19 protein-coding genes are annotated in these 25,058 nt (G+C 43.7%); 10 read left to right on the forward strand and 9 right to left on the reverse strand.

Annotated features, from left to right (window positions below; genetic code table 11):
• Positions 1-259: 259 nt before the first annotated feature.
• The 3 genes from AC5JPY_RS02285 to AC5JPY_RS02295 all read right to left on the reverse strand — a co-directional run bounded on the left by AC5JPY_RS02285 (position 260) and on the right by AC5JPY_RS02295 (position 5,799).
• On the reverse strand, positions 260-2,281 hold the full coding sequence (locus AC5JPY_RS02285; protein ID WP_493851956.1) for a propionate--CoA ligase: 2,022 nt from the start codon (positions 2,279-2,281) through the stop codon (positions 260-262).
• A 302-nt stretch (positions 2,282-2,583) separates the two neighbouring features.
• The gene (locus AC5JPY_RS02290) at positions 2,584-4,254 is read right to left on the reverse strand and encodes a fatty acid--CoA ligase (protein WP_493843021.1); all 1,671 of its coding nucleotides are present in this window, start codon (positions 4,252-4,254) and stop codon (positions 2,584-2,586) included.
• Positions 4,255-4,599: 345 nt separating this feature from the next.
• On the reverse strand, positions 4,600-5,799 hold the full coding sequence (locus AC5JPY_RS02295) for an MFS transporter (protein ID WP_493852718.1): 1,200 nt from the start codon (positions 5,797-5,799) through the stop codon (positions 4,600-4,602).
• 601 nt (positions 5,800-6,400) lie between these two features.
• Between AC5JPY_RS02295 and AC5JPY_RS02300 the strand changes: the two genes are divergently transcribed.
• Both AC5JPY_RS02300 and AC5JPY_RS02305 read left to right on the forward strand, forming a co-directional pair.
• Positions 6,401-7,147: a hypothetical protein gene (locus AC5JPY_RS02300; protein ID WP_493851957.1), complete on the forward strand. Its 747-nt coding sequence runs from the start codon at positions 6,401-6,403 to the stop codon at positions 7,145-7,147.
• Positions 7,148-7,317: 170 nt separating this feature from the next.
• Positions 7,318-8,064: a hypothetical protein gene (locus tag AC5JPY_RS02305; protein ID WP_493851958.1), complete on the forward strand. Its 747-nt coding sequence runs from the start codon at positions 7,318-7,320 to the stop codon at positions 8,062-8,064.
• A gap of 228 nt (positions 8,065-8,292) precedes the next feature.
• Here AC5JPY_RS02305 and AC5JPY_RS02310 read toward each other — a convergent pair whose 3' ends face one another.
• Together AC5JPY_RS02310 and AC5JPY_RS02315 are read right to left on the reverse strand one after the other, a co-directional pair.
• On the reverse strand, positions 8,293-8,730 hold the full coding sequence (locus tag AC5JPY_RS02310) for a DUF3429 domain-containing protein (RefSeq protein WP_493851959.1): 438 nt from the start codon (positions 8,728-8,730) through the stop codon (positions 8,293-8,295).
• A 72-nt stretch (positions 8,731-8,802) separates the two neighbouring features.
• Positions 8,803-10,155 carry a DASH family cryptochrome gene (locus tag AC5JPY_RS02315; protein WP_493851960.1) on the reverse strand — a complete coding sequence of 451 codons (1,353 nt, stop codon included), beginning with the start codon at positions 10,153-10,155 and terminating at the stop codon, positions 8,803-8,805.
• Between the two features lie 359 nt (positions 10,156-10,514).
• Between AC5JPY_RS02315 and AC5JPY_RS02320 the strand changes: the two genes are divergently transcribed.
• The gene (locus AC5JPY_RS02320) at positions 10,515-10,760 is read left to right on the forward strand and encodes a hypothetical protein (RefSeq protein ID WP_493851961.1); all 246 of its coding nucleotides are present in this window, start codon (positions 10,515-10,517) and stop codon (positions 10,758-10,760) included.
• Positions 10,761-10,907: 147 nt separating this feature from the next.
• Here the strand turns inward: AC5JPY_RS02320 and AC5JPY_RS02325 are convergent, their stop codons facing one another.
• Positions 10,908-12,386: an aldehyde dehydrogenase family protein gene (locus AC5JPY_RS02325; RefSeq protein ID WP_493843014.1), complete on the reverse strand. Its 1,479-nt coding sequence runs from the start codon at positions 12,384-12,386 to the stop codon at positions 10,908-10,910.
• Between the two features lie 289 nt (positions 12,387-12,675).
• On the opposite strand from AC5JPY_RS02325, the gene AC5JPY_RS02330 reads away from it, so the two are divergent.
• The 7 genes from AC5JPY_RS02330 (at position 12,676) to AC5JPY_RS02360 (ending at position 21,044) form a co-directional block, all read left to right on the forward strand.
• Positions 12,676-13,281 (forward strand): TetR/AcrR family transcriptional regulator, encoded by a 606-nt coding sequence (locus tag AC5JPY_RS02330; RefSeq protein WP_493843013.1) that lies wholly within the window; start codon positions 12,676-12,678, stop codon positions 13,279-13,281.
• Positions 13,282-13,684: 403 nt separating this feature from the next.
• Positions 13,685-14,896 carry an iron-containing alcohol dehydrogenase gene (locus AC5JPY_RS02335; protein ID WP_493851962.1) on the forward strand — a complete coding sequence of 404 codons (1,212 nt, stop codon included), beginning with the start codon at positions 13,685-13,687 and terminating at the stop codon, positions 14,894-14,896.
• Between the two features lie 134 nt (positions 14,897-15,030).
• Positions 15,031-16,080: an NADPH-dependent curcumin/dihydrocurcumin reductase gene (curA, locus tag AC5JPY_RS02340; RefSeq protein ID WP_493851963.1), complete on the forward strand. Its 1,050-nt coding sequence runs from the start codon at positions 15,031-15,033 to the stop codon at positions 16,078-16,080.
• Positions 16,081-16,237: 157 nt separating this feature from the next.
• Positions 16,238-16,915, forward strand: coding sequence for a type 1 glutamine amidotransferase domain-containing protein (locus AC5JPY_RS02345; protein WP_319051519.1), 678 nt, complete (start codon positions 16,238-16,240; stop codon positions 16,913-16,915).
• 44 nt (positions 16,916-16,959) lie between these two features.
• Complete coding sequence (locus tag AC5JPY_RS02350; RefSeq protein WP_493851964.1) at positions 16,960-17,589, forward strand: glutathione S-transferase family protein; 630 nt, start codon at positions 16,960-16,962, stop codon at positions 17,587-17,589.
• 409 nt (positions 17,590-17,998) lie between these two features.
• Entirely contained in the window at positions 17,999-19,687 is a 1,689-nt protein-coding gene (locus tag AC5JPY_RS02355; RefSeq protein ID WP_493851965.1) for an MFS transporter, read from the forward strand.
• A 70-nt stretch (positions 19,688-19,757) separates the two neighbouring features.
• Positions 19,758-21,044 carry an HlyD family secretion protein gene (locus AC5JPY_RS02360; protein ID WP_493851966.1) on the forward strand — a complete coding sequence of 429 codons (1,287 nt, stop codon included), beginning with the start codon at positions 19,758-19,760 and terminating at the stop codon, positions 21,042-21,044.
• 118 nt (positions 21,045-21,162) lie between these two features.
• Here the strand turns inward: AC5JPY_RS02360 and pdxH are convergent, their stop codons facing one another.
• From pdxH to guaB, 3 genes are all read right to left on the reverse strand, one after another.
• The gene (gene pdxH, locus AC5JPY_RS02365) at positions 21,163-21,834 is read right to left on the reverse strand and encodes a pyridoxamine 5'-phosphate oxidase (RefSeq protein WP_493852719.1); all 672 of its coding nucleotides are present in this window, start codon (positions 21,832-21,834) and stop codon (positions 21,163-21,165) included.
• 69 nt (positions 21,835-21,903) lie between these two features.
• Entirely contained in the window at positions 21,904-23,271 is a 1,368-nt protein-coding gene (gene glmM, locus AC5JPY_RS02370) for a phosphoglucosamine mutase (protein ID WP_493851967.1), read from the reverse strand.
• Positions 23,272-23,466: 195 nt separating this feature from the next.
• Positions 23,467-24,939 carry an IMP dehydrogenase gene (guaB, locus tag AC5JPY_RS02375; RefSeq protein ID WP_319051514.1) on the reverse strand — a complete coding sequence of 491 codons (1,473 nt, stop codon included), beginning with the start codon at positions 24,937-24,939 and terminating at the stop codon, positions 23,467-23,469.
• Positions 24,940-25,058 lie beyond the last annotated feature (119 nt).

The following is a 25,058-nucleotide window of genomic DNA, read 5'->3' on the forward strand; positions in this document are numbered from 1 at the left end:
GAAACAAAAAAGCCCATGATGATTCATGAGCTTTTAAATGGTTGGGGCGTGTCCCTAATTCAAACGTTTATCACTAAATGTGCCAAAAATGGCTAAATCTTTTACAAACGGCGTCAAATAGCTGGTCAATATCTCGATATTGACCAGCTATTTTCCTTGTTTGGCTTCGATTTATCTCATTTTTATCACCATTTTTAAAATAGGGACACGCTCTAGTCTAATTTTGATAGGCAGTAGGCAACTTATTGACCTTCGATGTTCAATAGTCTTTCATTGACTGCTTAATCGCATCGATAGCGGCTGGGTTATCGAGGGTCGACATATCTCCTGTAGGCTTATCTTCAGCCAACGCACGAATAGATCGGCGTAGGATTTTGCCAGAGCGCGTCTTTGGCAGTGCTTGCGGGAAATAGATAGCTGCTGGCCTTGCAATACCGCCCAAAGATTTGACCACCGCACCGATGACTTGCTGCTCAACACGAAAGCGGTTTTCGGTCGTTTCGACTTGCGTCTGATCTTTTAGCACACAGAATGCGATGGGTAGCTCTCCTTTTAACTCATCCTGAATACCAACCACTGCACACTCTGCCATATCTGGATGCATACTGATGGCTTCTTCGATCTCTTGCGTTCCTATCCGATGACCTGCGACGTTGATCACATCATCAGTACGCCCCAATATATAAAAGTAACCGTCTTCATCTGTCACTGCATAGTCTGACGTAGAATACTGCTGCCCATCAAACAAACCAAAGTAGCTACTGATAAAGCGATCGTCGTTGCGCCACACCGTAGTCAGACAACCAGGCGGCAATGGCGCTTTGATTGCAAGGAGGCCTTTTTCTCCCGCTTTGCAGGGGTCGCCAGTCTCTTCATTAATCACCTGCGCCTCATAGCCATACATGGGATAGCCAGGCGATCCTTGCTTATGCGGTTTATGATTGAATTTTGGTGTGTGACTTAAGATGGGCCAACCAGACTCTGTCTGCCAATAGTGATCTAAAATCGGTACGCCTAAATGCTGGGTCAACCAACTGGCCGTTGACTCGTCAAGTGGTTCACCTGCTAAAAAGAACGATTTGACACTAGAGACATCATAGCGAGTCATCCAGCTCTCGTCTTGTTTTTTGAGCATACGCACGCCTGTGGGTGCTGTAAACAGAATATTGACTTTGTTGGCCTCAACGATACGCCACCAAATACCAGGATTAGGTGAGTGTGGTAAGCCCTCATACATGACGCTCGTCATCCCTGCTAGCAATGGCGCATAAATCGTATAAGAGTGTCCAACTGCCCAGCCGATATCTGATATCGCCCAAAACGTCTCACCTGCCTTGCCATCATAGACATAATCCATCGAGGTAGTCAGTGCGACGGCATGACCGCCAGTATCACGCTGTACGCCTTTTGGCGTCCCTGTCGTACCAGAGGTATAAAGCAGATAAGACGGTGTGTTTGACTCAAGCCAGACAGGTTCCACAATTGCATGGGCCTCACAACTATGGCGACGCTCAGTTGCATAATCCACATCAATCTCTTTTGGCTCAAAGGGTAGGATACCGCGATTGACCACCACTACATGCTCAGGCTTGGTTGTTGCTTGCTCGACGCCCTGATTGACAAGGTTTTTATAATTAATAACCTTACCATCACGCAGACCTGCATCTACCGTAATGACCATTTTTGCTTCGGCATCATCCATACGGATGGCCAAGTTATGGGCCGCAAACCCACCAAAGACGACTGAATGTACCGCGCCAATACGCGCACAAGCCAGCATGGCATACGCCGCTTCTAGAATCATCGGCATATAGATGATGACGCGATCGCCTTTACCAATACCCTGGCGCTGTAGCACATCGGCAAAATAATTAACTTCTTTATATAGGTCGTTATACGTCAGACGGCGCTTGGTATAGTCTGTATAAAACTCGACGTTGTTGCCCAGATCTTTAAACGAATCAATGACTGCTGGAAAGGTTTCTATCAACTCTTGATTGATTTCTGATGATACCCAGACAAACGCGTCTTGCTCGGCACGATCTACCAAGTGACGATCTACGCAGTTATAGCAAAGATTGGTCTCACCGCCGACAAACCATTTGGCAAATGGTAGATTACTATCATCGAGAATTTGCTCAGGCTCTTTGTGCCAGTAAATGCGCTTTGCTTGCTGGGCCCAAAAATCCTCTCGTTCGATAATGGAGTCGTGATAGATATCAGCAAATGTAGGCATGTCTGCTGCTTGGGTAGATACTGGGTGTTGGGCGTGGTCGCTCATAATAGCTGTCCTTAGCATAAACGAGAAATGAGGCAATGTTATTTTATCATCGAAACTCTAGCAAGTCGTCATCGCATTAGGAGCGCTATCTGCACGTCTAACTCTGCGAGGCTTACACGGTTCCGACTATAGTAGACAATGTCTGAGTGTGTACTGGTCATCCTTGCCAGAATTAAAAAACCGATACATTACGTATCGGTTTAAAATGTAGCAGAGCCTATTGCAAAGGTCAACTATTAAGCGTGTAACATGCACTACATTTTGACAAATACAAACGTTGAATGTTCAATTAATAAATATGATTATATTTGAGTTTGGTTGGCATATATCTCACGCATGACTTTTTTGTCATGTTTACCCACCGAGGTTTTTGGCAGCTCATCTACAAACTTAAACTGACTTGGTACGCCATATTTAGGAATGATACCGCGCTCTACTGCTTTTTCTGCAATGGCTTTAATATCATCAGCGCTCGTATCTTGGGCAGTCGGCTTTAGGACAACCAATGCGAGTGGACGCTCGCCCCACTGCTCATCACGCACCCCTATCACTGATACATCAGCTACAGAAGGATGTAGTGATAGAATCGTCTCAATCTCGAGCGATGATATCCATTCACCACCAGACTTGATCACATCTTTTAGGCGATCTGTAATTTTGATATAACCATCAGGACGTATGTAGGCAATGTCTTGAGTGTGCATATAGCCGCTTTCCCACAACTCTTTACCAGCATCATCGTTCTTAAGATAGCTTTGGGTCAACCAAGGCGCTCGTAGTACCAGCTCACCTGTGTTGTCTTGTCCTTTGCCAACTGATTTATTGCCTTCACCCCAGACCTGAGCATCGACCATAAGCACAGGCTTACCTGTCATACAGCGACGAGCAATATCTTCTTCTTCACTCATCTCAGGCTCATCAAGGCTAAACTCAGTCAAACTGATAAGTGGCGCGGTTTCTGACATGCCGTAGCCTGTATAGACTTCGATACCTTGTGCCATTGCTGTTTTTGCCAACCCTTCAGTCAACCTTGAACCACCAATGATCATTTTTAGACCATTGAAGCTAACATCACGATCTTGGGCTTCTTTAAGTACCATTTGCAGGATGGTAGGGACGCAATGAGTGATGCTGACTTTTTCGTTGATGATTAAGTCCATCAATGTATCAGGCGCATAACGCCCTGGATAGACTTGCTTTAGACCGACCATCGTCGCTGTAAATGGGAAACCCCATGCATGGACGTGGAACATCGGTGTCATCGGCATATAGACGTCACCGTAGCTGACACCTTGTTTGTTGGGTAGCATACCTAGAGTGGCGGCCTCTGCTAGGCTATGTAATACCAATTGGCGATGACTAAAGAAAACCCCTTTTGGGTCCCCTGTCGTACCAGAAGTATAAAAAGTCGTCGCGATAGTATTTTCATCAAAATCTGGGAAATCAAACTCGCTGTTAGCAGCGTCTAGTAGGGCTTCATACTCGCCTGTGACACGGCTTTGGTTGTCACCAAAGACACCTTCAGCCGTTACTCCATTATCATCAAGCCAAATGATGTGCTCGATACTAGAGTTTTCAAATTGATAGTCTTTGACCAGTGGCGCAAACTCAGAGTTGAGCATTAGTACTTTGGGCTTGGCATGGTTGATGGTGTACAGAACTTTTTCTGGAGAGAGACGAATATTGACCGTTTGTAGGATGTACTCTGACATCGGTACCGCAAAATAAGACTCAAGATAGCGATGACTGTCCCAATCCATAACCGCAACCACATCACCTGCATCGAGATTTAAGTTTGCCAATACATTAGCCAATCGATTGATACGTTCAAACAGATCTTTATATGTGAGGCGCTTCTTGTCCGCGTAAATAATCTCTTGGTCTTGCGATACTGTTTTTGCACGGTTTAGTAGCTGCTTGACCAGTAATGGATAATCATAGGCAGATGGCGCGCTGTGATAAATATTTGACATAGATCTGACTTCCTTGTTTGTTGTATTTATAGGTTATATAGTCAGAGAGCTGCTAAACAGCTACGACGTTATCCTCCCTAGACGTACTATTTGTACAATCTGCAGTCGGCTGCCTTGTACCCGTTTTAGACCTCTTTGACTATACACAGTAATGATAAGTAGTAAAAATACTCATGTGGAATGTTTTGCCCAATCATTCTCATTTCTTAATGAGTTTTTATAATGAACGACAATCTTATTAGGTTAATAACATCGTTATAGATAGTAAGAAAAAAGCAGCGCCATGTAAAGCGGGCTTACATTAAGTAGCATAATGGGCAAATACATAATGTAGAGATCAGTCAGCTACTTTGACTGCACCGTGGTTTTGACCATCCCAACGCTGGCTATTATCAATGCCAATATTTGTACGATGACTAATAACCCTACGGTCATAGACCACTGCCCGCGTGCATAAGCCATACCGCACAACCACGCGCCAAGCGTGCCACCTGAGTAGTAACCCAGATAATATAAACCCGATGCCAGTGACCGTCCTTTTTTAACATTGACAGCGATATAGCTGATGGTCGCTGACTGGGTAATGAACACGCCAGATGACATAATGGCAAGTCCTATAACTACGCCCCACAATGGTGTCACCAACGTTAACAACACCCCGACCATCGAGATAACAATCGCCACTCGTACGGTACGCGCTGAACCGAATCGACGTAATAGTGACGTAGACAACGGTGTGATAACAACACCAAGTAAGTACACTGCAAAAATATTCGCAAGTGCACCAGTCGTCAGCTGATATGGCTCATCTGTCAGATGTAAATTAATAAAAGTAAAACAACCGACCAGCGAAAATAAAACGCAAGCACCCAGTAAACAAGAGGTGACTACATAGCGATTGGTGACGTGCTCCCCTAGCGTTTGTATCGCTGAGCGAAAATTGGGGTTGGGTACAAAATGACGAGACGATGGTAGCATCTTACCGACCCATACCGCACCCAGTAGTGTTATCGCTGCCATGACATAGTAACCATGACGCCAACCGATCAACTCATGCAAATGCCCTAGCAAAAACCGGCCCATAAAACCGCCGAACACTGACCCTGAGACATAAAACGACATCAGCTCGGTCACTGCCCGTCCCTCGAACTCCTCACCGATATAGGCAATCGTCACCACTGTAATACCTGGTACGGACAGCCCCTGCATAAAACGCCATAAACCTACCCAGCCGATGCTGGAGCTTTGGGCGATCAAGAATGTCGGTATGGCTAAGAATAGCAACGCACCAACCACAAATGATTTGCGACCGACGGCATCTGAGAGCATACCCAAAAACGGTGACATGATGGCAATTGCCATGACCGTAGCACCAACTATCATGCCAGCTTGTACTTCAGTCGCAGCAAAATCCACCATCATGACGGGGAGTACCGCTTGGATAGAATATATCTGTAAAAAAGCGAACATACCTATCAAACCAATCGTAAGCTTCAAAACCCACGACACTGAATGACTGGATGAAGGCGATGGTTTTGTGGCAATGCTTTGGGGTTTATCTGTAGGATTATTCACAAGAGAGCTGACTATATTGGTTATGCTATGACAGTAGATCGAGCGTGTCGTTAGCTTAAATGGTAGGAAAATATAACGCGAATTTATGACATCGACTTTTTATAGCTATAGCATAGACATGAAGCCGTAGAGGATAAATAGCTATCATAATGATAAGAGAGGCATGTTAGCACATCAATTAATATACTCAGGTTTAAATGTGTTATTGGCGATTGATAGTGCTCTTGACCTAGATTGAAAAATTAGGTTCAGGTCATTATGGAGACGCTTGCTCTTATTAGATAAGACTCTATTTGCTGATTGAAAGTGAAAAATAGTTTTTGCAACAAGCTCAATAACTACAGTAACTTTTAGCTATCAGACAACAGCTATAATCGCTGATTGTAGACTGATGGGCAGTTTTCGTTTGCTATGATGACATTTGGATAACAACTCTATTTTATTTTTACACATCTACATTGCTTATATCTTTTCTTGTACAGACATTATTTACCAAACCATTAATAATCGCATAGTGTTATATATAAATAAGTAAAATGATTGAACAAATGAACAGTAAAGGAGCATATCGATGAATGATGAAATTTATGATTTAGGTGCAGGGTTTTGGAGTATTCGAGGATCATTTATAAAAAATGGCATTATCGATATTGGCGTCCAATGTGCTCTAATAAAGCGACCATCAGGACGATTTATTTTTTTAGATAGTTACACGTTAACGGGCGATGTACGTCAACAAGTCATGGTACTGACCAATGAAGGTAGAGATGTCGAAGCCGTCCTCAACGTCCATCCATTTCATACGGTACACTGTGCCCAAATGGCACAAGATTTCCCGCAAGCGACATTTTATGGGAGTAACAGACATCCGCAACAAGTCCCTGAGGTTAGCTGGGCAGATGATTTGGTAGAAAGCGACGCAGTCGCTGAGCGTTATCCTGAGCTTCAATTTTCCATACCTAAAGGTATTCATTATATTGCGCCTAACGAAAACGTTCATGCAAGCTCATTGCTGGTATATCATCCTGCTAGCCAGAGCATCTATGTCGATGATACTTTTGAAATCCCACCGTCAAAGCTATTCAATGCAGTACAGCCTAATCTTGGCTTGCACCCAACCACCAAAAAAGCACTCAAAGAAGAACCAAACGCGGGCAAGCACTATTGCGATTGGGCAGTAGGTCTGGCACACGAGTGGCGTAATGTTCGTCATTTTTGCGGCGCACACTCAGGACTGATGGTATTTGAGGAAGGTCAATTTGAAGCAGCGCTCTTGTCAGTCATTGATAACACTCGTAATGAGCTTGAGAATCGATGATGCTAAAGAAGTCTATGTTTGAAAGGTACAATATCTAAAAGCATAATTTTTAGAAGTTATAATTTTTATAATCTGTTATGTCTATAAGCGATTACGGTAAAATCTAAAGAATAAAAATTGAAAATCATTGTGATTTTTTGAGTCAACATATTGAATAAGGAGAATTATAAATGTCAGAACAAATTCATGATTTAGGGGCAGGATTTTGGAACATACGCGGGTCATTCCGTATTGGCGGTGTGGTGAACATTGGTACCCATTGCTCACTTGTTAAACTGTCTTCAGGACGCTTTATATTTTTAGACAGCTACGCCTTAACAGGTGACGTTCGAGACGAAGTCATGGCACTGACCAACAATGGACAAGATGTCGAAGCCGTTCTCAATGTCCACCCGTTCCATACGGTGCATTGCGCCCAAATGGCAAAAGACTTTCCGCAAGCAACATTCTATGGCAGCAGCCGTCACCGCAAAAAAGTGCCAGAAGTGAGTTGGGCGGATGATTTGGTAGAAAGTGACGCAGTCGCCGATCGCTATCCAGAGCTCAAGTTTTCGATGTCAGAAGGTATCGCTTATATCTCATCAAACGAGATGATTCATGCAGGATCGCTACTGGCCTATCACCCTGCTAGCCAAAGCTTGCATGTTGACGATACATTTATGAGTCCACCAATGAAGCTACTAGAGGCTGTCTTACCTGAGCTTATACTGCACCCCACCACCAAAAAAGCTCTGAAAGATGAGCCAAACGCGGGCAAGCACTATTGTGACTGGGCAGAAGCGCTAGCACACGAATGGCGCGACGTTCGTAATTTCTGTGCGGCACACTCTTACCTTGTACAATTTAAAGAAGGTGGATTTGAAAAAGCATTAATCAAAGCCATCAAAAAGGCTCGACCCAAGTTAGAAACAGCCTAGACTTGTGTATCGACGAACGTAGTCTGTGTACATAGATTTTATCAATACAAAGGAGGCTACCATATTGGTAGCCTCCTTTGAATATCTTGCTCAATAATACTGGTTGCACCTAACCATTATATCTAGTGATAGTCATATGTTAGAACAACTATATGCTAAATCAACCATAAGCTAGAACAACCATATACTTAATCGTAGAGTGAATATTTTAGTACTATATTGCATAACTTATAGCTGCAGAGCGGCTACGATTAGAGATGCTATTACTATTCCTGTGACATAGGTTCTCACTTTAAAATAATTCTGAGTAATGATACGCGCTTGATTGAGGCCATAATCAATCACCCACATACTGGCAAAACTAGCTGCTAATAACCAAATAAAACTGACCGTAGATAGTATTAAAAACCCGAACCATAAGACAAGCGCTATCATATTGCTTAAAAAGGGCAATTTAATAGCCCATCTATCATTATCAGCCAAGCTCAGATGATTACCCCAATGCGCGCCTGCCATAAACGAAGCAATCACCAAGCCATATATACTCAGCACCTCAGTCGTCTTTCCCAATACAGGTATCGTATCACTATCTATAGCCAGTAAAAGCGCGCAAGCGATAAAGGGTATAGCACCTGCAAAAGTGAGATAAGGGCTTGGTTTTTTCATGGTCTAAACCTATTTTGATGGTATGGTTAGTCTATTCAAAGCTATAGCCTGCACATCCGCAATGTTTAGCAATTATTCATCGCTCTTTTTAATATTGCCTTGCCATTGTCGAATAAACGCACCTTCTGGATCGTATTGCTGGGCTTGCTTATCAAGGTTAAATTGTCGGGACCCTCTTGGATCAGCACCCACACCTGCCAAATACTGCCAATTACCCCAATTGCTGCCAACATCATAATCAATGAGGTGTTGCTCAAAGTAAGCTGCCCCGTAACGCCAGTCAAGACCCAGCTCATGGACAAAACAGCTTGCGACCAGTTGCCGTCCGCGGTTCGACATATATCCCGTGGTGTTCAACTGATTCATGCACGCATTCACGATCGGATATGGCGTTTGACCCCGCGTCCATTGTGATAGACGTTCTTCATCTAGCTGAGTTGACGGCATATGCTGACCGATACCTGTAAACCAAAATAGCTTTTGCTGATGCGTCATCGCATACCAATAGAAATACTCGCGCCACAGCAGCTCAAACCATATCCAATAGGTAGAGCCATTGGCGACAATATCGCGCTCATAACGGCGCAGACGATTTAATACCGTATTTACAGACAGTGAACCATTGGCAAGCCACGCAGAGAGTTTGGTAGACTGTGTCCAGTTATCAAGCGCATTTCGCGTGGTCTTATACGTACTTGGTGCCTCAGAATCAAAATAACGCTCCAAATGTTTGAGACCGTTTGACTCCCCGCCTCTAAAACTATCGACCTCTTGCAAGTCGCATTGATGCGCGTCACAAAAACACTCACTCTTGTCAGCCATACTCTCAGGCATTGGCGCCAGTGACTCTGGCGTTGGACAAATGATCGCATCTTCTTCGGTATGCAATAAATCATGATCATTTTCAATTTTCTTACGAAATTGGGTAAAGCTCTTGGGTAACTGCTCTAGCGGTAACTCATCAAATAAAGTGGCCGTTGTCTGGACATGCCAGCGTATTTGCGGGTGTTTATCCTGTAGTAAAGCATATACTTGGTTCTGATAATAATCAGAGGTTTTACTGACACAGATATCCGTTACTTGTTGCACTTCAATCAGTTCATGCAACTGAGTAAGCGTGTCTGGCACTGTAGCGTCTTTTTTTAGATACAGCAGTCTATTACCAAGCTGCGTCAGTGAGGCATTCAAATCAGCCAAGCTTTCTTGCAAAAACTGCTCGCGAGCACTACCCATAGTGTCATAATGATAAGCGGGGTCACTGTTGATATCATTCAACCCCTCAGCCAATGATGATGCATAGACAAGCAGTAATTTTCCATTGCTAGATAGGTTAGCTGCTGTCGACAATGTCGCATTGTCCGCTACTCGCAAATCATTATGAAATAAGACCAATGTGACATTTTTATCAGATGGCTGATGTGACATACCTAAACCTCGTGCTATATATTTTAATTATGATGTTTAAGATTTTAGAGTAGCTTGCATAGACAGTTCAATGTAACTTAAGTATAAAAAAGGCAAGTGAGCACGCTATAGACATGGTCAAATCATGCAAGCAAGTAGATATGAAGCAAGCAAACATAGAAACAAATAGGCGACATATTTTTTGAAGTAATGATATAAATCCACTATCTTTTGTTAGCATCAAACAGTGAGACAATATAGTGACTCTACTTAGCATATATCAGATGTTGATTAGGTAAGATGTCATACCCTAAATATCACTATAACCTTTGACTCTCAAGAGCTTGACTGCTTAAATAACTTACCTCTAGGAGAATACAATGACTAAAGAAAATACAGCTGAAGAGAATAAGTCAGACGAAAAACGCAAACTTATTAATCGGTTTTTGACGAAACTCACAAAAGATCAGCCTCAAATGTATTACGCCACAACCTCTGAGATATCACGGAGTATTCATACCATGATAAAGGAGCACACCAATCGTTTGTCAGTAGAAGAGCAAGCACTGGTAAGACGTATGACTATCGAAGAGATTGAGGGACTATTAGGCTTTCATGCTAGATAAATGACTAAGGCATATCCTCATTTTAAAAATGGTGATATGCCCAAGCTGGCTCTCACATGTATTGTTCTCAGTTGATTGATGAACGCCATAAAAAAGACCGCTATCAAAGCGGTCTTTTTTGTTGCCAGTCGTTTTAGTATAAGGCTACTAGAATGGATACTGACGTGGTTCATTTTGCATTGAGATCCAATGCGTTCTAGTGAACTCTTCAAGCACCCACTCGCCGTTAAAGCGACCGATACCTGAGTTTTTCTCACCCCCGAATGGTGTATTGCTTTCATCATTGACTGAGATATCGTTGATATGAGTCATACCCGCTCGAATACCGCGAGCGAAGCGCAGACCCTTTTGCATATCGGCTGTGAATACCGCACTAGACAACCCATACATAGAGTCGTTGGCGATCGACAACGCATCTTCTTCATCCTTGGCACGGATGATACCTACTAATGGTCCAAACACTTCATTGCATGACAAGTCCATCTCTCGCGTGACTTCGGTAAAGACATGCGGCGGTACGACTTGACCTTCAATCTCGCCACTCAATGCCATTTTAGCGCCTTCTTCTTGTGCTTGAGCGATTTTATCCTTAAGTGATTTGAGTTGTTTTTCATTGATGATTGGACCGACAGCAGTGTCTGGCTTGTTTGGATCGCCTACATTTAATGTTTTAACATGAGCCAAGAACCGCTCTACAAAGTCATCATATATCTCGTCTTCTACAATCACTCTATTAATCGCAATACAGATTTGACCTTGGTGCAAGAATTTACCAAAAGCAGCCGCTTTAACAGCTTGCTCGATATCCGCATCTTTTAATACAACAAACGGGCTGTTACCACCCAGTTCAAGCGCGACTTGCTTGATGTACTCACCGCCATTGGCCAGCTCACCGATATGTTTACCTACTGATGTCGACCCTGTGAATGACACTAGGCTTGGCGCTTTGTGCTCAACGATGGCATCCCCTATCTCGCTACCTGAACCCACCACAACGTTTAACAGACCTTTTGGCAGACCTGCTTCTTCAAACACTTTTGCAAGCAGTAGACCACCTGTCACTGGCGTGTCACTAGCAGGCTTTAATACGACAGCGTTACCCAACGCCAAGGCTGGCGCAATCGAGCGCTGGGTTAAATGTAGTGGAAAATTCCATGGGCTAATAACTGCCACGATACCGATAGGCTCGCGGTAAATGAAGTTTTCTTTACCAGGCGTGTTCGATGGACGAATTTCGCCATGGACACGATTAGGGAAAGTCGCTGCCTCAAGCGTGATCGCGCGTGTCGCACCGAACTCAACCATCGCTTTGATACGAGTACTACCTGACTCTTTGATCAACCAATCAACGATTTCTTCTTGGCGCTGATCTAATATGTTGACCACTTTATACAACACAGCAGAACGCTCTGCTGGCGTCTGCGCAGCCCACGCTTCTTGAACTTGGGTTGCAGCATCATACGCTTCGTTCAGCTGATCTTTGGTCGCTTGCTGAATCTCTACGAGCGTATCGCCGTTATAGGGATTTGTATTGGTATTAATGCTATCATCTTTGCCTTTTTGCCATTCACCTGCGATGAATTGCAAATGAAAGTCATTGTAGGCACTGGTATCGTTCGTTGACATAATAATCCTTATTTTACTTTGTTATGTGACACATTTATCTTCAATATCTAAAATAGTGTATTAGCAATGGGCTATCTGTTTTGTGACTGGTAAGAATAAAAGCCACCTTGCTAGACGACTGGTCTAATGCTACCATAGCTCTTAATAAAACGAGACAACTTTGTCAGTAAATATTGTTGATGAAACGTAACCACTACAGCTAAATATTATTAGAATATGCCGACAATATGACGCTCAATGAAGCCTGACTACTCTATTTGTACCACTATCAAGGGAGACTATCCTATCTATGTCTACTGTTACAGACACGACTACAACACCAGATACCAAGGCGCACTTACTGACTACTGGCTACCAATTGGTAGCTAAGAAAGGCTTTACAGCTGTTGGCTTAAAGCAAATTTTGGACACAGCAGGTGTTCCTAAAGGATCTTTCTATCATTATTTCGCTTCTAAAGAAGCGTTTGGTGAAGCTATTATTGGTCACTATTTTAGCCTATACAAAGCGCGCTTAGATATTATCGATGCTCAGAACGTTACCGCTCAGCAAAAACTGTATGACTACTTTCAAAATTGGTACGACACACAGCAGAATGGCTGCGACCACGAGAGATGCTTGGTGGTCAAGCTAAGTGCAGAAGTCGCTGATATGTCAGAGACGATGCGCAAAGCACTCGACACGGGCTATCAGCAAACTACCCTTTGGCTTACTGAGCAGATCAAGGCTGGATGGATAGATGGCTCAGTACCTCGTCTAGATAATATCTCAGCTGAGAGTATGGCCAAGCGCTGGTATTTTGCCTGGCTTGGAGCAAGCTTGATGGCCAAAATCAGCCAAACGAATACGCCTTTGGCTGAAATATGGCAAATGACGACGACTCAGATGGGTCGATAGATATTTAGGCCAATAGGTTCTTAAGCTAATATATTTTTCATACACCTTTTTAATAAGCTATCTTCGGATAGCTTTTATTTGTTGTAAGTTTTCAGATAAGTCGTCTTTAATTAATTTGCATTTAATATAAACAGCATGCCGGATAAGCGTTTAACCTTAATACTGTCCATACGCCGCTACCTACTCTCTTATATATAACCATTTATCCCTAGCGCTTTTGTCCCTCTTACTGTCTTAGACCAAAACATTTTATACGACAGTTTTGTAAACATTCCTAGACGACTGGTCTAATTGGTGTACAATGCGCATAAATATTCAGAGTATATGCGTATAAGCATTGCTCGCCACTCATTGTTTGATATCAAACATTTAATAGAACCATTTCATTAACATTAGGAATTTTATGAACAACTTTCAATATTACAATCCAGTACGTATCGTCTTTGGCGAAGGTCAAATCGAACAGTTATCAGACCTAGTACCTACTGATGCCCGCGTTCTGATTACTTACGGTGGCGGTTCAGCGCAGCGTACTGGTACATTAGATGAAGTAAAAGACGCCTTGGCAGTAAGTGGTAACCGCACTGTTTTTGAATTCGGTGGTATCGAAGCTAACCCAGAGTTCACAACGCTCTTGAAAGCTGCTGATATGGTCAATGAACACAACATTGACTTCCTATTAGCAGTTGGCGGTGGTTCAGTCATCGATGGTAGCAAATTCGTTGCACTCGTCTCCTCACTCACTGAGGAAGACGGTACTGTCTCACGCGACCAAGCTTGGGATGCGCTGACTGGGTATTGCAAAAACATCGACTCAGCTGTGGACTTAGGCGCAGTATTGACGATCCCAGCAACGGGCTCTGAGATGAACTCGGGCGGCGTGATCAACTATAGCGAGCGTCAAGCAAAACTACCATTTGGTAACCCACTTGCCTTTCCTAAATTCTCAATCTTAGATCCAATCAAAACACTTACCCTACCTGAGCGTCAGGTTATGAATGGTGTTGCTGATGCATTTGTCCATGTGATGGAACAGTATTTGACTTATCCAGTAAATGCAAAAGTTCAAGATGCCTTTGCTGAAAGCTTACTAAAGATCCTTATCGATGAAGGTCTAGTGGTTAAGCAAGATTCAGACAACTTAGAAACACGTAAAAATATTATGTGGACAGCGACTATGGCACTGAACGGTCTAATCGGTACAGGCGTACCTCAAGACTGGACAACGCATATGGTTGGTCATGAACTGACGTCATTGCATTCTATCGATCATGCACGTACGCTAACCATCGTCTTGCCATCAGTAATGCGTGAGCTAAAAGAAAGCAAAAAAGAAAAGCTACTTCAGTATGCACGCAATGTATGGAACATCACTGATACCGATCAGGATGATGACACCATCATCGAGACCGCTATTGTCTACACTGAAAACTTCTTCCGCGAGCTTGGCTTGCCAGTTAGCCTAGAAGACGTTGATTTGACTGAGTCAGCAATTGACCCAATCATCAAACAGCTTGAAGCCCATAATATGGTTAAGCTTGGTGAACATGGCAAGAACGACTTAGATGTGTCACGTCGTATCTTGGAGCGTGCTGTAACTAGCAAAGCCTCGTAGTCAGAAACATTATCATATTAATAAAAAATACATATCGTTATGCTATCTATAGTAGTAGCTATTCCATGCTAAATAGCTACTACATTTAACACCACTATTATAATCACAACGAATAACCATAAAGGAGTCCTATCATGAGCTTCGACAAACAACAAAATCAAGAAGTAAACCGTCAAATCAAACTTGCCAGCCGCCCTAATGGTGAACCAACCGCTGATAACTTTGATATGGCAACCAGCGATATTCCAACGCCAAACGAAAATGAGATGCTACTACGCACGGTATACCTATCATTAGATCCGTATATGCGTGGACGCATGAGTGATGCAAAAAGCTACGCTGATCCTTTAGCAGTCGGCGATGTCATCATGGGCGGTACTGTCGCTCAGGTCGTCGAGTCCAATATCGATGGGTTTGATGTCGGTGATTTGGTGGTATCAAACTCAGGCTGGCAAGACTATAGCGTCAGTGATGGCGAAGGTGTCCTGAAATTGGACAAAAACATGTCAAACCCTTCTTATGGTTTGGGCGTATTAGGTATGCCTGGATTCACAGGTTACATGGGTTTGACTGATATTGGTAAACCACAAAAAGGCGAAACCTTGGTGGTCGCAGCAGCTACTGGCCCTGTCGGTGCAACGGTTGGTCAAGTTGGTAACCAATATGGTCTACGTACTATCGGTGTGGCAGGCGGCAAAGAAAAATGCGACTTTGCGGTCAATGAGCTTGGTTTTGATGTCTGCATCGACCATAGAGCTGATGACTTTGCTGAGCAATTAAAAGCTGCCTGTCCAGATGGTATCGACATCTATTACGAAAGCGTTGGCGGTCAAGTATTAGATGCTGTTCTACCGTTGCTAAATGATCATGCGCGTATTCCTGTATGTGGTCTCGTATCACAGTACAACGCGACCGAATTACCTGATGGTAAAGATCGTTTAGGTATGTTGATGGGTCTTATCTTAAGCCAGCGTTTAACGGTAAGAGGCTTTATTATCTTTGAAGAGTATGGCGATCACTTCCCAGAGTTCTTAGAAACCATGAGTAAATGGGTAGAATCAGGCGATGTCAAAACCAAAGAATATATCGCTGATGGTTTAGACGATGCACCCAATGCTTTCGTCGATATGCTAAATGGCGACAACTTTGGCAAAACAGTTGTCAAAGTAGCTGACGTTAAGTAGCTACTGATAGTTGTCAATCGTTGTTAATAACTACTTAACAACATAACTAGCTAAGATCACTACTGAAAATTACGTTTGAAGCAGGAATAATACTAACAGTCATTTAATGACTGCGACTCAACTGCTCACTCACAATAAACAATAAATAAGGAAAACTATGAACATTTTAATGGTACTAACTTCTCATGACCGTCTAGGCGATACTGGTAAAAAAACAGGGTTTTGGTTAGAAGAATTTGCAGCCCCTTACTATGCATTTTTAGATGCTGGCGTCAACGTAACCCTAGCCTCTCCTGCTGGTGGTCAGCCACCACTAGATCCTAGTAGTGATACTGAAGACACGCAGACTAAAGATACTAAGCGTTTCAAAGACGACAAAGACGCTCAAGAGCATTTGGCCAATACCAAAAAACTTGCTGATATGAAAGCGGAAGACTTTGATTCAGTCTTTTATCCTGGTGGTCATGGCCCACTATGGGACTTGGCAGTAGATAAGAACTCTATCAATCTGATTGAGACTTTCGTCAAGCAAGATAAGCCTGTCGCGTTTGTTTGTCATTCTCCTGCAGCACTCAAAAACGTCAAAGTTGATGGTGAGTACTTAGTAAAAGGCAAAACAGTCACTGGTTTCACTAATTCAGAAGAAGATGCCGTTGGCCTAACAGACGTTGTGCCATTCTTGGTAGAAGATGCACTCAAAGCTAATGGTGGCAACTACGAAAAAGCAGCGGATTGGGAATCGTTTGTCGTCGAAGATGGTCTATTAATCACTGGTCAAAACCCAGCCTCATCAGAAGAAGCAGCTACGCGTCTTGTGGCCAAGCTAAAAGGTTAAGACCCAGAAACTAATAAATCACATCATGTACTAAGGTCGATATTATGATTCGCTTACACCATCTCAATCAATCACGCTCGTTGCGTACGCTTTGGCTCCTAGAAGAGTTAGGCGTGCCTTACGAAGTTGTTAGTCACCAACGTGATGCCAAAACTCATTTGGCACCAGACTCTCTAAAAGCTGTGCATCCACTTGGTAAATCTCCGGTTATCGAGATCGATGGACAGGTTTATGCTGAGTCAGGCGCTATCACTGAGTTACTGATTGAGAGGTTTGCACCAGAGCGTCTACGCCCTGAAACTGGTAGCTCTGATTATGGCTACTATTTACAGTGGATCGACTTTGCTGAGAGCTCACTCATGTTGCCATTGATGCTAGAGCTATTTACCAAAAAAGCAGGCATCGATGACAATGAGTTTTTGAATGGTTATATCGAGACAGAAAAGACAAGATTGTTCAAATATTTGGACACATCGGTTGAAGGCAAATCCTTTATCGTCGGTGATAAGCTCAGCGGTGCTGACTTTATGCTGTCATTTGATTTGATTATTTTGGCCAAGCGTCAAAAGCTTGACGCTTATCCTCATATCAAACAATACGCTGAAGCGCTTGCCAGTATAGATAGCTATCAGCGCGCTATGCAGTTAGAAGCAAAGTATGACGAGTCTATCTAGACTTTTGTTTTAACTACTGCATATCAATCGTATGATGTACATAAGCAGCTCTTTATAGAGCTGTTTTTTGTGCGTACTCTATTTTGTGCTTGTAGTGGTAGCGACAGTATAAGAATAACGACAGTGCAGTGATAAAGGAAGTAAAACTCGCTTTGGTATGTAAGAGATTGAGAGTTAGGCGTACACAACCGACACCACGTTGCCACGTGGCTTATAATTTACGTGCACATGACAGAAGCTCCGCCGAACTCGTGATAAAATCTTTTTAGCGATTATTGAGTTACCCCTCATACTCCCTCAGTCAATCGACTGACCTTTGACGTTTAAAACACCAATGACACTGTCCTGACTCCCCGTCTGGAGTTTGTCCTATGTTGCTTCATTTCTTTATACAGATTGTGGTCCGCCCATGACTAACGAATACCAGTTTAAGCCCCATGAAAAACCACTCATGGTAGGCTCTCCAGCCAATCCTGATCACCCTACCCGCCGCAAAGTATTTTATCTACTGATTGGAATATTTATTGGTCTCACAGCCAGCTTCCAAAATGGTCTACTTGTTGCAAACCTCTCTCAAATACAGGGCGAGATGGGATTAGCGCCTATTGAAGGAGGCTGGATATCTGTGAGTTACAACATGACCAACGCTTGTATTACTGTCCTGCTGTACAAGATCCGTCAGCAATTTGGCATGTCACTTTTTAGTAAGATCACTTTATTCTTCCTACTGGCTGCCACAAGTCTGCAATGGCTGATTAGTAGCCACTTGCTAGATACGCCTAGTATTAGAATCGAGCCCTATTATCTAGAGATTGTCGCAAGGGGACTTAGCGGCATGGTGGCCAGTGGCATGACCATATTGGGATTATTCTATTGCCTACAAGGCATGCCAACCGTCAAACGGACTAGTGGCTTGATACTAGGATTTGGCTTGGTGCAGTTTGGTATTCCTCTATCACGTATCATCTCGCCCTACCTTGCCATCGATGGTCAGCTTGAAAACTTATTCTTATTCCAACTTGGTTTGGCATTGATTTGCTTTGGACTGATTAATCTTTTGGAACTACCACCAGGTAATATCGAAAGAGTATTTGAGAAACTTGATTTTTTAAGCTTTGCTTTTTTTGCCAGTGGTTTGGCCGCGTTGGCTGTTGTACTAGTACAAGGTCGAATATTATGGTGGACGACGCCTTGGCTCATTTATCCGCTTATTATTGCTATCGTTGGGATTAGCATTGCATTATGGATTGAAACCCATCGCAAAAACCCAATGTTACAAGTCCGCTGGATGCGTAGCCGTAATATTATCGCCTTTATGGTGACAGGTGCTGTGATGCGAATCTTGCTTTCTGAACAGACTGTCGGCGCCGCAGGATTACTTGCTACGCTAGGCTACGGCGGTGATCAGCTGATTACCTTTTATATCGTCATATTGGCCGCCAGTGTATTGGCTTTGGTCATTAGTGTTTTTAGCACCAATCCAATGGATTTACGCAGGCCTGTCATTTTTGCAGTAGCATTGATAGCGTTGGGTTCTTGGATGGATGTTGGTGTGTCTATCAATTCAGCACCTTATATGTTTTATCTCAGCCAGTTTTTAATTGCCTTTGCCGCCGTATATTTTATGGGGCCTTTGGTTTTTGAAGGGTTTTTGCGTGCGATTGCCAGTGGTCCTGCCTATATTATTAGTTTTTCCGTTATTTTTGGTATTTCCCAAACGATTGGCGGCTTGGCAGGTGCAGCAGCTATTCAAGCGTTTACGACTGTTCGTACACAATCACACTATGCAGATATGGTCAGCTCACTTAATTTGGGTGATCCTGCTTTTAGCGCTCAAATAGCGAATACTCGTAATATGCTATCAAGTCAGACCACTGACGCTGCCCAAGCAAATGCTGGTGCAGTCAGCCAAGCGCTACAAAACATTCAGCGCCAAGCAGCAGTGGCAGCGTATAGCGATCTGTTCTTTTTGATGGCCGTCCTTGCCACAGCTGTTACGATTATTTTACTGCTCAATTATATTTATAACCGTTACCACAAACGCAACCCGCTGGCTAAAGAGCTCGCTGTCATTGCAAAAATGCGTGAAAACAAATAACTCGGTCTATTATCCCAACAATCACCTTTAAACCTGTTTGGTATTTTTATTGAAAACTTAGGAGTACGTCATGAGCCAAAAAAAACCAGATGAGCTTAACCAAATCTCTCAGGCGTCTACTGGTGCTCCAGCAACAGATACACATATAGCATCGTCTTCTACTCAAGCACAGACGACCACAGATGCAACACAAACAACAGCAAATTCTGATATACCAAATAGCAATAATACGACAGCAGACGCTACAGAAAACCCAGCAGATAGCATTCAGACACCCATGCCAACCAAAGAGCCCATTACAGACACCACTGGATGGTCACCTAAGAAAAAATCCTATCTGAATTTAGCGTTTTTGATCGTGCTGATTGTCATAGGTGTGGTATTGATATTGTATGCGTGGAAGCTCCCCCCATTTACACCTACCACGCAACAGACCAATAATGCTTTTGTCAAAGGTCAGACGACCATTATCAGCCCGCAAGTTTCTGGTTATGTTACTCAAGTGGCAGTGGAAGATTTTGCTAATGTGAAATCAGGTGATTTACTGATAAAAATAGATGACCGAACGTTTCAGCAGCAGCTCGAACAAGCCCAAGCCAACACTGAAGTCGCTGTCACTAACCGCGCTACTAATGATCAAGATACACAATCGAGTCAAGCACAGATCGAAGCACGCAGAGCGGATGTATACAGTGCCAACATCAATGTAGAGAGTGCTCGCGAAGACGTCAATCGCTACCAAGGTTTAGATGCTATTGGCGCTGTATCAAAAGCAGAAGTGGCTCATATCAAAGCACAACTCGCTCAAGCACAGGCAAGTTTGCAACAAGCAGAAGCAAACCTACAATCTGCGCAAGAAAGCCGGGCAAAAACCAGTGGCAGTCGACCTTCATTGGATGCGAACATCAAAAATGCGGAAGCAGGCGTCAAGCAAGCAAGAATCAATCTAGACAATACTATTATTACAGCACCTGAAGCAGGTCAGCTTAGCCAGGTCAGTGTTAAAGAAGGTCAGTACGTTAGCGCAGGTACTCAGCTTATGTATATCGTACCGAAAGGCATTTGGATTATTGCAAATTTCAAAGAAACTCAGATTGCCAGTATGGCAGTCGGTAAACCTGCAACCATTCATGTCGATGCGCTTGGCGGTGCCAAATTTACGGGGCACATAAGTAACATCTCACCAGCGACTGGCAGTGAGTTTAGTGCAGGTGCGGCCAATCCTGCAACAGGCAACTATATCAAAGTGGCTCAGCGTATCCCTGTACGAATAGACTTAGACCAAAATCAGCCTGAACTTGCACGGTTGCGTCCTGGGATGTCAGTCTCCGTTGATGTCGATACCAAGGCGAAATAAAAAATAATACCGAATAAGCTAAATAATTCATGCAAAAAAGCCACTCTAGATACCAAAGAAACTGGGTCTAGAGTGGCTTTTTTATTTTTGTATAGTCTATAGCGTGAAACCCTAGCAACTATGGTAGCAAACGCTTGGTTGTCCAACCTGTATTACCTTCGTGACCTTTACTATCGTCGCCGCCAATCTGCGTATATATGATTCGATCATGCATACGATTAGCGCGGCCTTGCCAAAACTCAATCTTCTCAACCGTAATCTCATAACCACCCCAAAACGCTGGCGTCGGTACCGTAGTATTGGTTGGATGTTTTTCTTGAAGTTGTTCAAACGTTTGCTCCATGACCTCACGATTGGCAACTTCACCACTTTGCGGTTGACTGACCCACGCACCTACTTGGCTATCGTGCGGGCGTTTTTGAAAGTAGCTCGCAGATTTATCAGCATCAATCTTAGCAATAGGACCACTGATACGAATCTGACGCTCGAGCTCGTGCCAAAAAAACAGCACCTCTGCATTGGGATTCTCTGCAATATCCTGTCCCTTAGCGCTTTCGTAATTGGTATAAAAGACAATACCGGTATCGGTAATCTCGCGCAATAAAACGATACGTACGCTAGGCTTATTATCTACGCCGCATGTCGCTAGGCTCATTGCATAAGGCTCTTGTACCTTTTGAGCGAGCGCCTCATCCATCCACCCCTTAAAAAGCTCAAATGGTGATGCTGGTACTGACTGTTGATCAAGCTCGCCTTTCTCGTATGAAAGGCGTTGGTCGGTAAAATCCATACTCATGATCATTCCCTATTATAGAATTATGATGTCATTATTTTAGTGATTGTTAGCTCAGTATTGATTTTAACCCAATACTGACTTGATCTGATCAGCCAAATCATTTGCCATTACGTCACATTCTATTTCGTCATCTGACTCGACCATGACTCGAATCATAGGTTCAGTACCTGATTGGCGAATGAGTAGACGGCCACGGCCTTCTAAGGTTGCTTGAGCCTTGTCAAAAGCAGCAACCAGTTCTTCATACTGAAATGGGTCTTGCATCTGAGACAGTCGCACATTGACTAGCTTTTGCGGCAGTACCTCAAAACCCTCGACCAGCTCACTCAGAGCACGCCCTCGTGCCTGCATCACCGCTAATACTTGTAAACCTGCGATGATGGCGTCCCCTGTTCTGCTCTTATCTAGACATAAAATATGACCAGATGGCTCGCCGCCCAATATCCAGCCATTGGCTTCTAAGTCCTGCATTACATAGCGATCGCCTACTTTTGCACGGGTAAACTCAATGTCTGCCGCTTTTAGCGCCAACTCTAACCCCATGTTACTCATAAGCGTACCAACGATACCTTTAACTTTGTTTGTCGCTTGGGTTGCAAGCACATACAAAATACCATCACCATCGATTAGATTACCCATCTCATCGACCATCACAATACGGTCACCATCACCATCTAATGCGATACCGACATCTGCTTCATGCATGAGTACTGCTTTTTGTAGGCCTTCAGGATGCGTAGAACCACAATCAGCATTGATATTAATACCATCAGGTGTGTTATTAATAGCGATAACAGTGGCGCCCAGCTCACGCATCACTCTAGGCGCTACGCTATAACCTGCCCCATTGGCACAATCAACCACGATGGTTAAATGACTAAGATCATATTGATAAGGGAAGCTGCCTTTACAGAACTCGATATATCGACCTTTTGCATCATTAATGCGATTGTTTTTACCCAGCTGCGAAGGATCGATGATAGGCATAGTGACATCATTACCATTAGCGCTACTCATAATGGCTGTCAGCTTGTCATTGATAGACGCTTGCATCTCATCACTGATTTTTTTACCGTTACCAGAAAAGAATTTGATGCCATTGTCATAATAAGGATTATGTGAGGCTGAAATAACAACGCCAGCATAAGCATTGAAGCTGCGAGTTAAATGGGCGATAGCAGGCGTCGGTAGTGGACCGAGCATATGAACGTCAACACCAGCCGCATTGAACCCTGCCTGCAATGCGCCTTCAATAACATAACCTGAGAGACGAGTATCTTTTCCAATGACCACACTTGGTTTGCGCGCAGGGTTTTCATTATTTTCTATGAGAACCAGTCCAGTGACATAACCCAGCTTTAGGATAAAATCAGGTGTAATAGGCAACTCGCCAAATTTTCCACGGATACCATCAGTACCAAAATAACTCATTATGTCTCTTCCTCAAGTCCAAAATAAAAGGCCTAACGTATATGTAGGCAAAATCATTATTGTAATAATCTGTTTTGTATTTTACAAAAAAAACAGCCAACAATAACAAAGCATTGTTGGCTGTTTGTATCTCAAGACCACTGTAGCCCTTAAACTGGGCTGGTTTTGAGACCGTATAGGACTATAGAGTAGCGTTTAGCTTACTCGGTAGTTCGGCGCTTCTTTAGTAATCTGCACATCATGAACATGTGACTCTTTCATGCCTGCTGAGGTTACTTTGATAAACTGTGGATTGGTACGCATATCTTCGATAGTCGCTGAGCCTGTATAACCCATAGATGAGCGCAGACCACCAACCAACTGGTTGACAATACCGGCGACTGGGCCTTTATAAGGGACGCGACCCTCGATACCCTCTGGCACCAGTTTTTCTACGCCATCTTTGGCGTCTTGGAAATAACGGTCTGATGAGCCGTTTGATCCTGACATCGCGCCCAAGCTACCCATACCGCGGTAAGCTTTGTAGTAGCGACCTTGGAACAGCTCAACTTCACCTGGTGCTTCTTCTGTACCTGCCATGAGCGACCCAACCATGATGCATGATGCACCAGCAGCGATGGCTTTTGCCATATCGCCTGAATAGCGGATACCGCCGTCAGCAATCAGTGGGATGCTGTCTTTCAGTGCACTAGCGACGTTATCAATAGCAGAGATCTGCGGTACGCCAATACCAGCAATAATTCGCGTGGTACAGATAGAACCAGGACCGATACCAACTTTTACGGCATCAGCGCCTGCATCACGTAGGGCTATTGCTGCTTCACCAGTTGCAATGTTGCCGCCGATAACTTGAACGTGCGGATAGTTCTTTTTGATCCATGATACTTTATCGATCACGCCTTTTGAGTGACCATGTGCTGTATCAACAACGATCACGTCGACGTCAGCTGCGATCAATGCTTCGACACGTGCTTGTGTGTCTGCACCAGTACCAACCGCTGCACCAACACGCAGACGACCTTGGTCATCTTTGCACGCATTTGGGTTGTTTTCAGCTTTGGCAAAGTCATTGACCGTAATCAAACCACGCAAACGGAAGTTATCATCAATCACGATAACTTTTTCGATGCGGTGTTCGTGGAGTAATCTTTTGATGTTTTCGTTACTCTCGCCTTCTTGCACCGTTACCAGCTGCTCTTTTGGCGTCATGATCTGGCTAACTGGTAGCGAGAGGTTGGTTTCAAAGCGCCAGTCTCTGTGAGTGACGATACCCACAACATTATCTGTGCCTTTTTCGACGACAGGGACACCTGAGATATTATTATCTTGTGTCAAACGCAGTAGTTCACCAATCGTCATCTCTGGGTGTACAGTGATAGGATCGACAACGGTACCCGCTTCAAATTTTTTGACACGGCGTACTTGTGTGGCTTGCTTTTCAATATCCATGCTCTTGTGCAAGATACCCATGCCACCAAGCTGTGCCATTGTAATCGCCATTTCAGACTCAGTCACGGTATCCATCGCCGCAGAGATAAGCGGAAGATTAAGCGTGATGTTTTTGGTCAAACGAGTAGAAAGATCAGCAGTCTTTGGCAGAACTTCCGAATAGGCTGGCAATAGTAAAACGTCATCAAAGGTTAAGGCTTCATCGACAATTCGCAACATACAGACCCCTAGTGGTGGTTATTTTGATGGGTAGGAATTCATGGCTTAACATATCAGTCGTTGCAGCTGCCTGCGCAGTGTCGACTCATCGCTAACCACTCAGTTATCCTATAAAAATA

The sequence above is a fragment of the Psychrobacter sp. H27 genome (assembly GCF_059072655.1).

Bases quoted from the DNA above. Each gene is read 5' to 3' on its own strand.
- AC5JPY_RS02285 (WP_493851956.1), bottom strand. From the start codon at position 2,281: ATGAGCGACCACGCCCAACACCCAGTATCTACCCAAGCAGCAGACATG.
- AC5JPY_RS02290 (WP_493843021.1), bottom strand. From the start codon at position 4,254: ATGTCAAATATTTATCACAGCGCGCCATCTGCCTATGATTATCCATTA.
- AC5JPY_RS02300 (WP_493851957.1), top strand. From the start codon at position 6,401: ATGAATGATGAAATTTATGATTTAGGTGCAGGGTTTTGGAGTATTCGA.
- AC5JPY_RS02305 (WP_493851958.1), top strand. From the start codon at position 7,318: ATGTCAGAACAAATTCATGATTTAGGGGCAGGATTTTGGAACATACGC.
- AC5JPY_RS02310 (WP_493851959.1), bottom strand. From the start codon at position 8,730: ATGAAAAAACCAAGCCCTTATCTCACTTTTGCAGGTGCTATACCCTTT.
- AC5JPY_RS02315 (WP_493851960.1), bottom strand. From the start codon at position 10,155: ATGTCACATCAGCCATCTGATAAAAATGTCACATTGGTCTTATTTCAT.
- AC5JPY_RS02320 (WP_493851961.1), top strand. From the start codon at position 10,515: ATGACTAAAGAAAATACAGCTGAAGAGAATAAGTCAGACGAAAAACGC.
- AC5JPY_RS02325 (WP_493843014.1), bottom strand. From the start codon at position 12,386: ATGTCAACGAACGATACCAGTGCCTACAATGACTTTCATTTGCAATTC.
- AC5JPY_RS02330 (WP_493843013.1), top strand. From the start codon at position 12,676: ATGTCTACTGTTACAGACACGACTACAACACCAGATACCAAGGCGCAC.
- AC5JPY_RS02335 (WP_493851962.1), top strand. From the start codon at position 13,685: ATGAACAACTTTCAATATTACAATCCAGTACGTATCGTCTTTGGCGAA.
- curA (WP_493851963.1), top strand. From the start codon at position 15,031: ATGAGCTTCGACAAACAACAAAATCAAGAAGTAAACCGTCAAATCAAA.
- AC5JPY_RS02345 (WP_319051519.1), top strand. From the start codon at position 16,238: ATGAACATTTTAATGGTACTAACTTCTCATGACCGTCTAGGCGATACT.
- AC5JPY_RS02350 (WP_493851964.1), top strand. From the start codon at position 16,960: ATGATTCGCTTACACCATCTCAATCAATCACGCTCGTTGCGTACGCTT.
- AC5JPY_RS02355 (WP_493851965.1), top strand. From the start codon at position 17,999: ATGACTAACGAATACCAGTTTAAGCCCCATGAAAAACCACTCATGGTA.
- AC5JPY_RS02360 (WP_493851966.1), top strand. From the start codon at position 19,758: ATGAGCCAAAAAAAACCAGATGAGCTTAACCAAATCTCTCAGGCGTCT.
- pdxH (WP_493852719.1), bottom strand. From the start codon at position 21,834: ATGGATTTTACCGACCAACGCCTTTCATACGAGAAAGGCGAGCTTGAT.
- glmM (WP_493851967.1), bottom strand. From the start codon at position 23,271: ATGAGTTATTTTGGTACTGATGGTATCCGTGGAAAATTTGGCGAGTTG.
- guaB (WP_319051514.1), bottom strand. From the start codon at position 24,939: ATGTTGCGAATTGTCGATGAAGCCTTAACCTTTGATGACGTTTTACTA.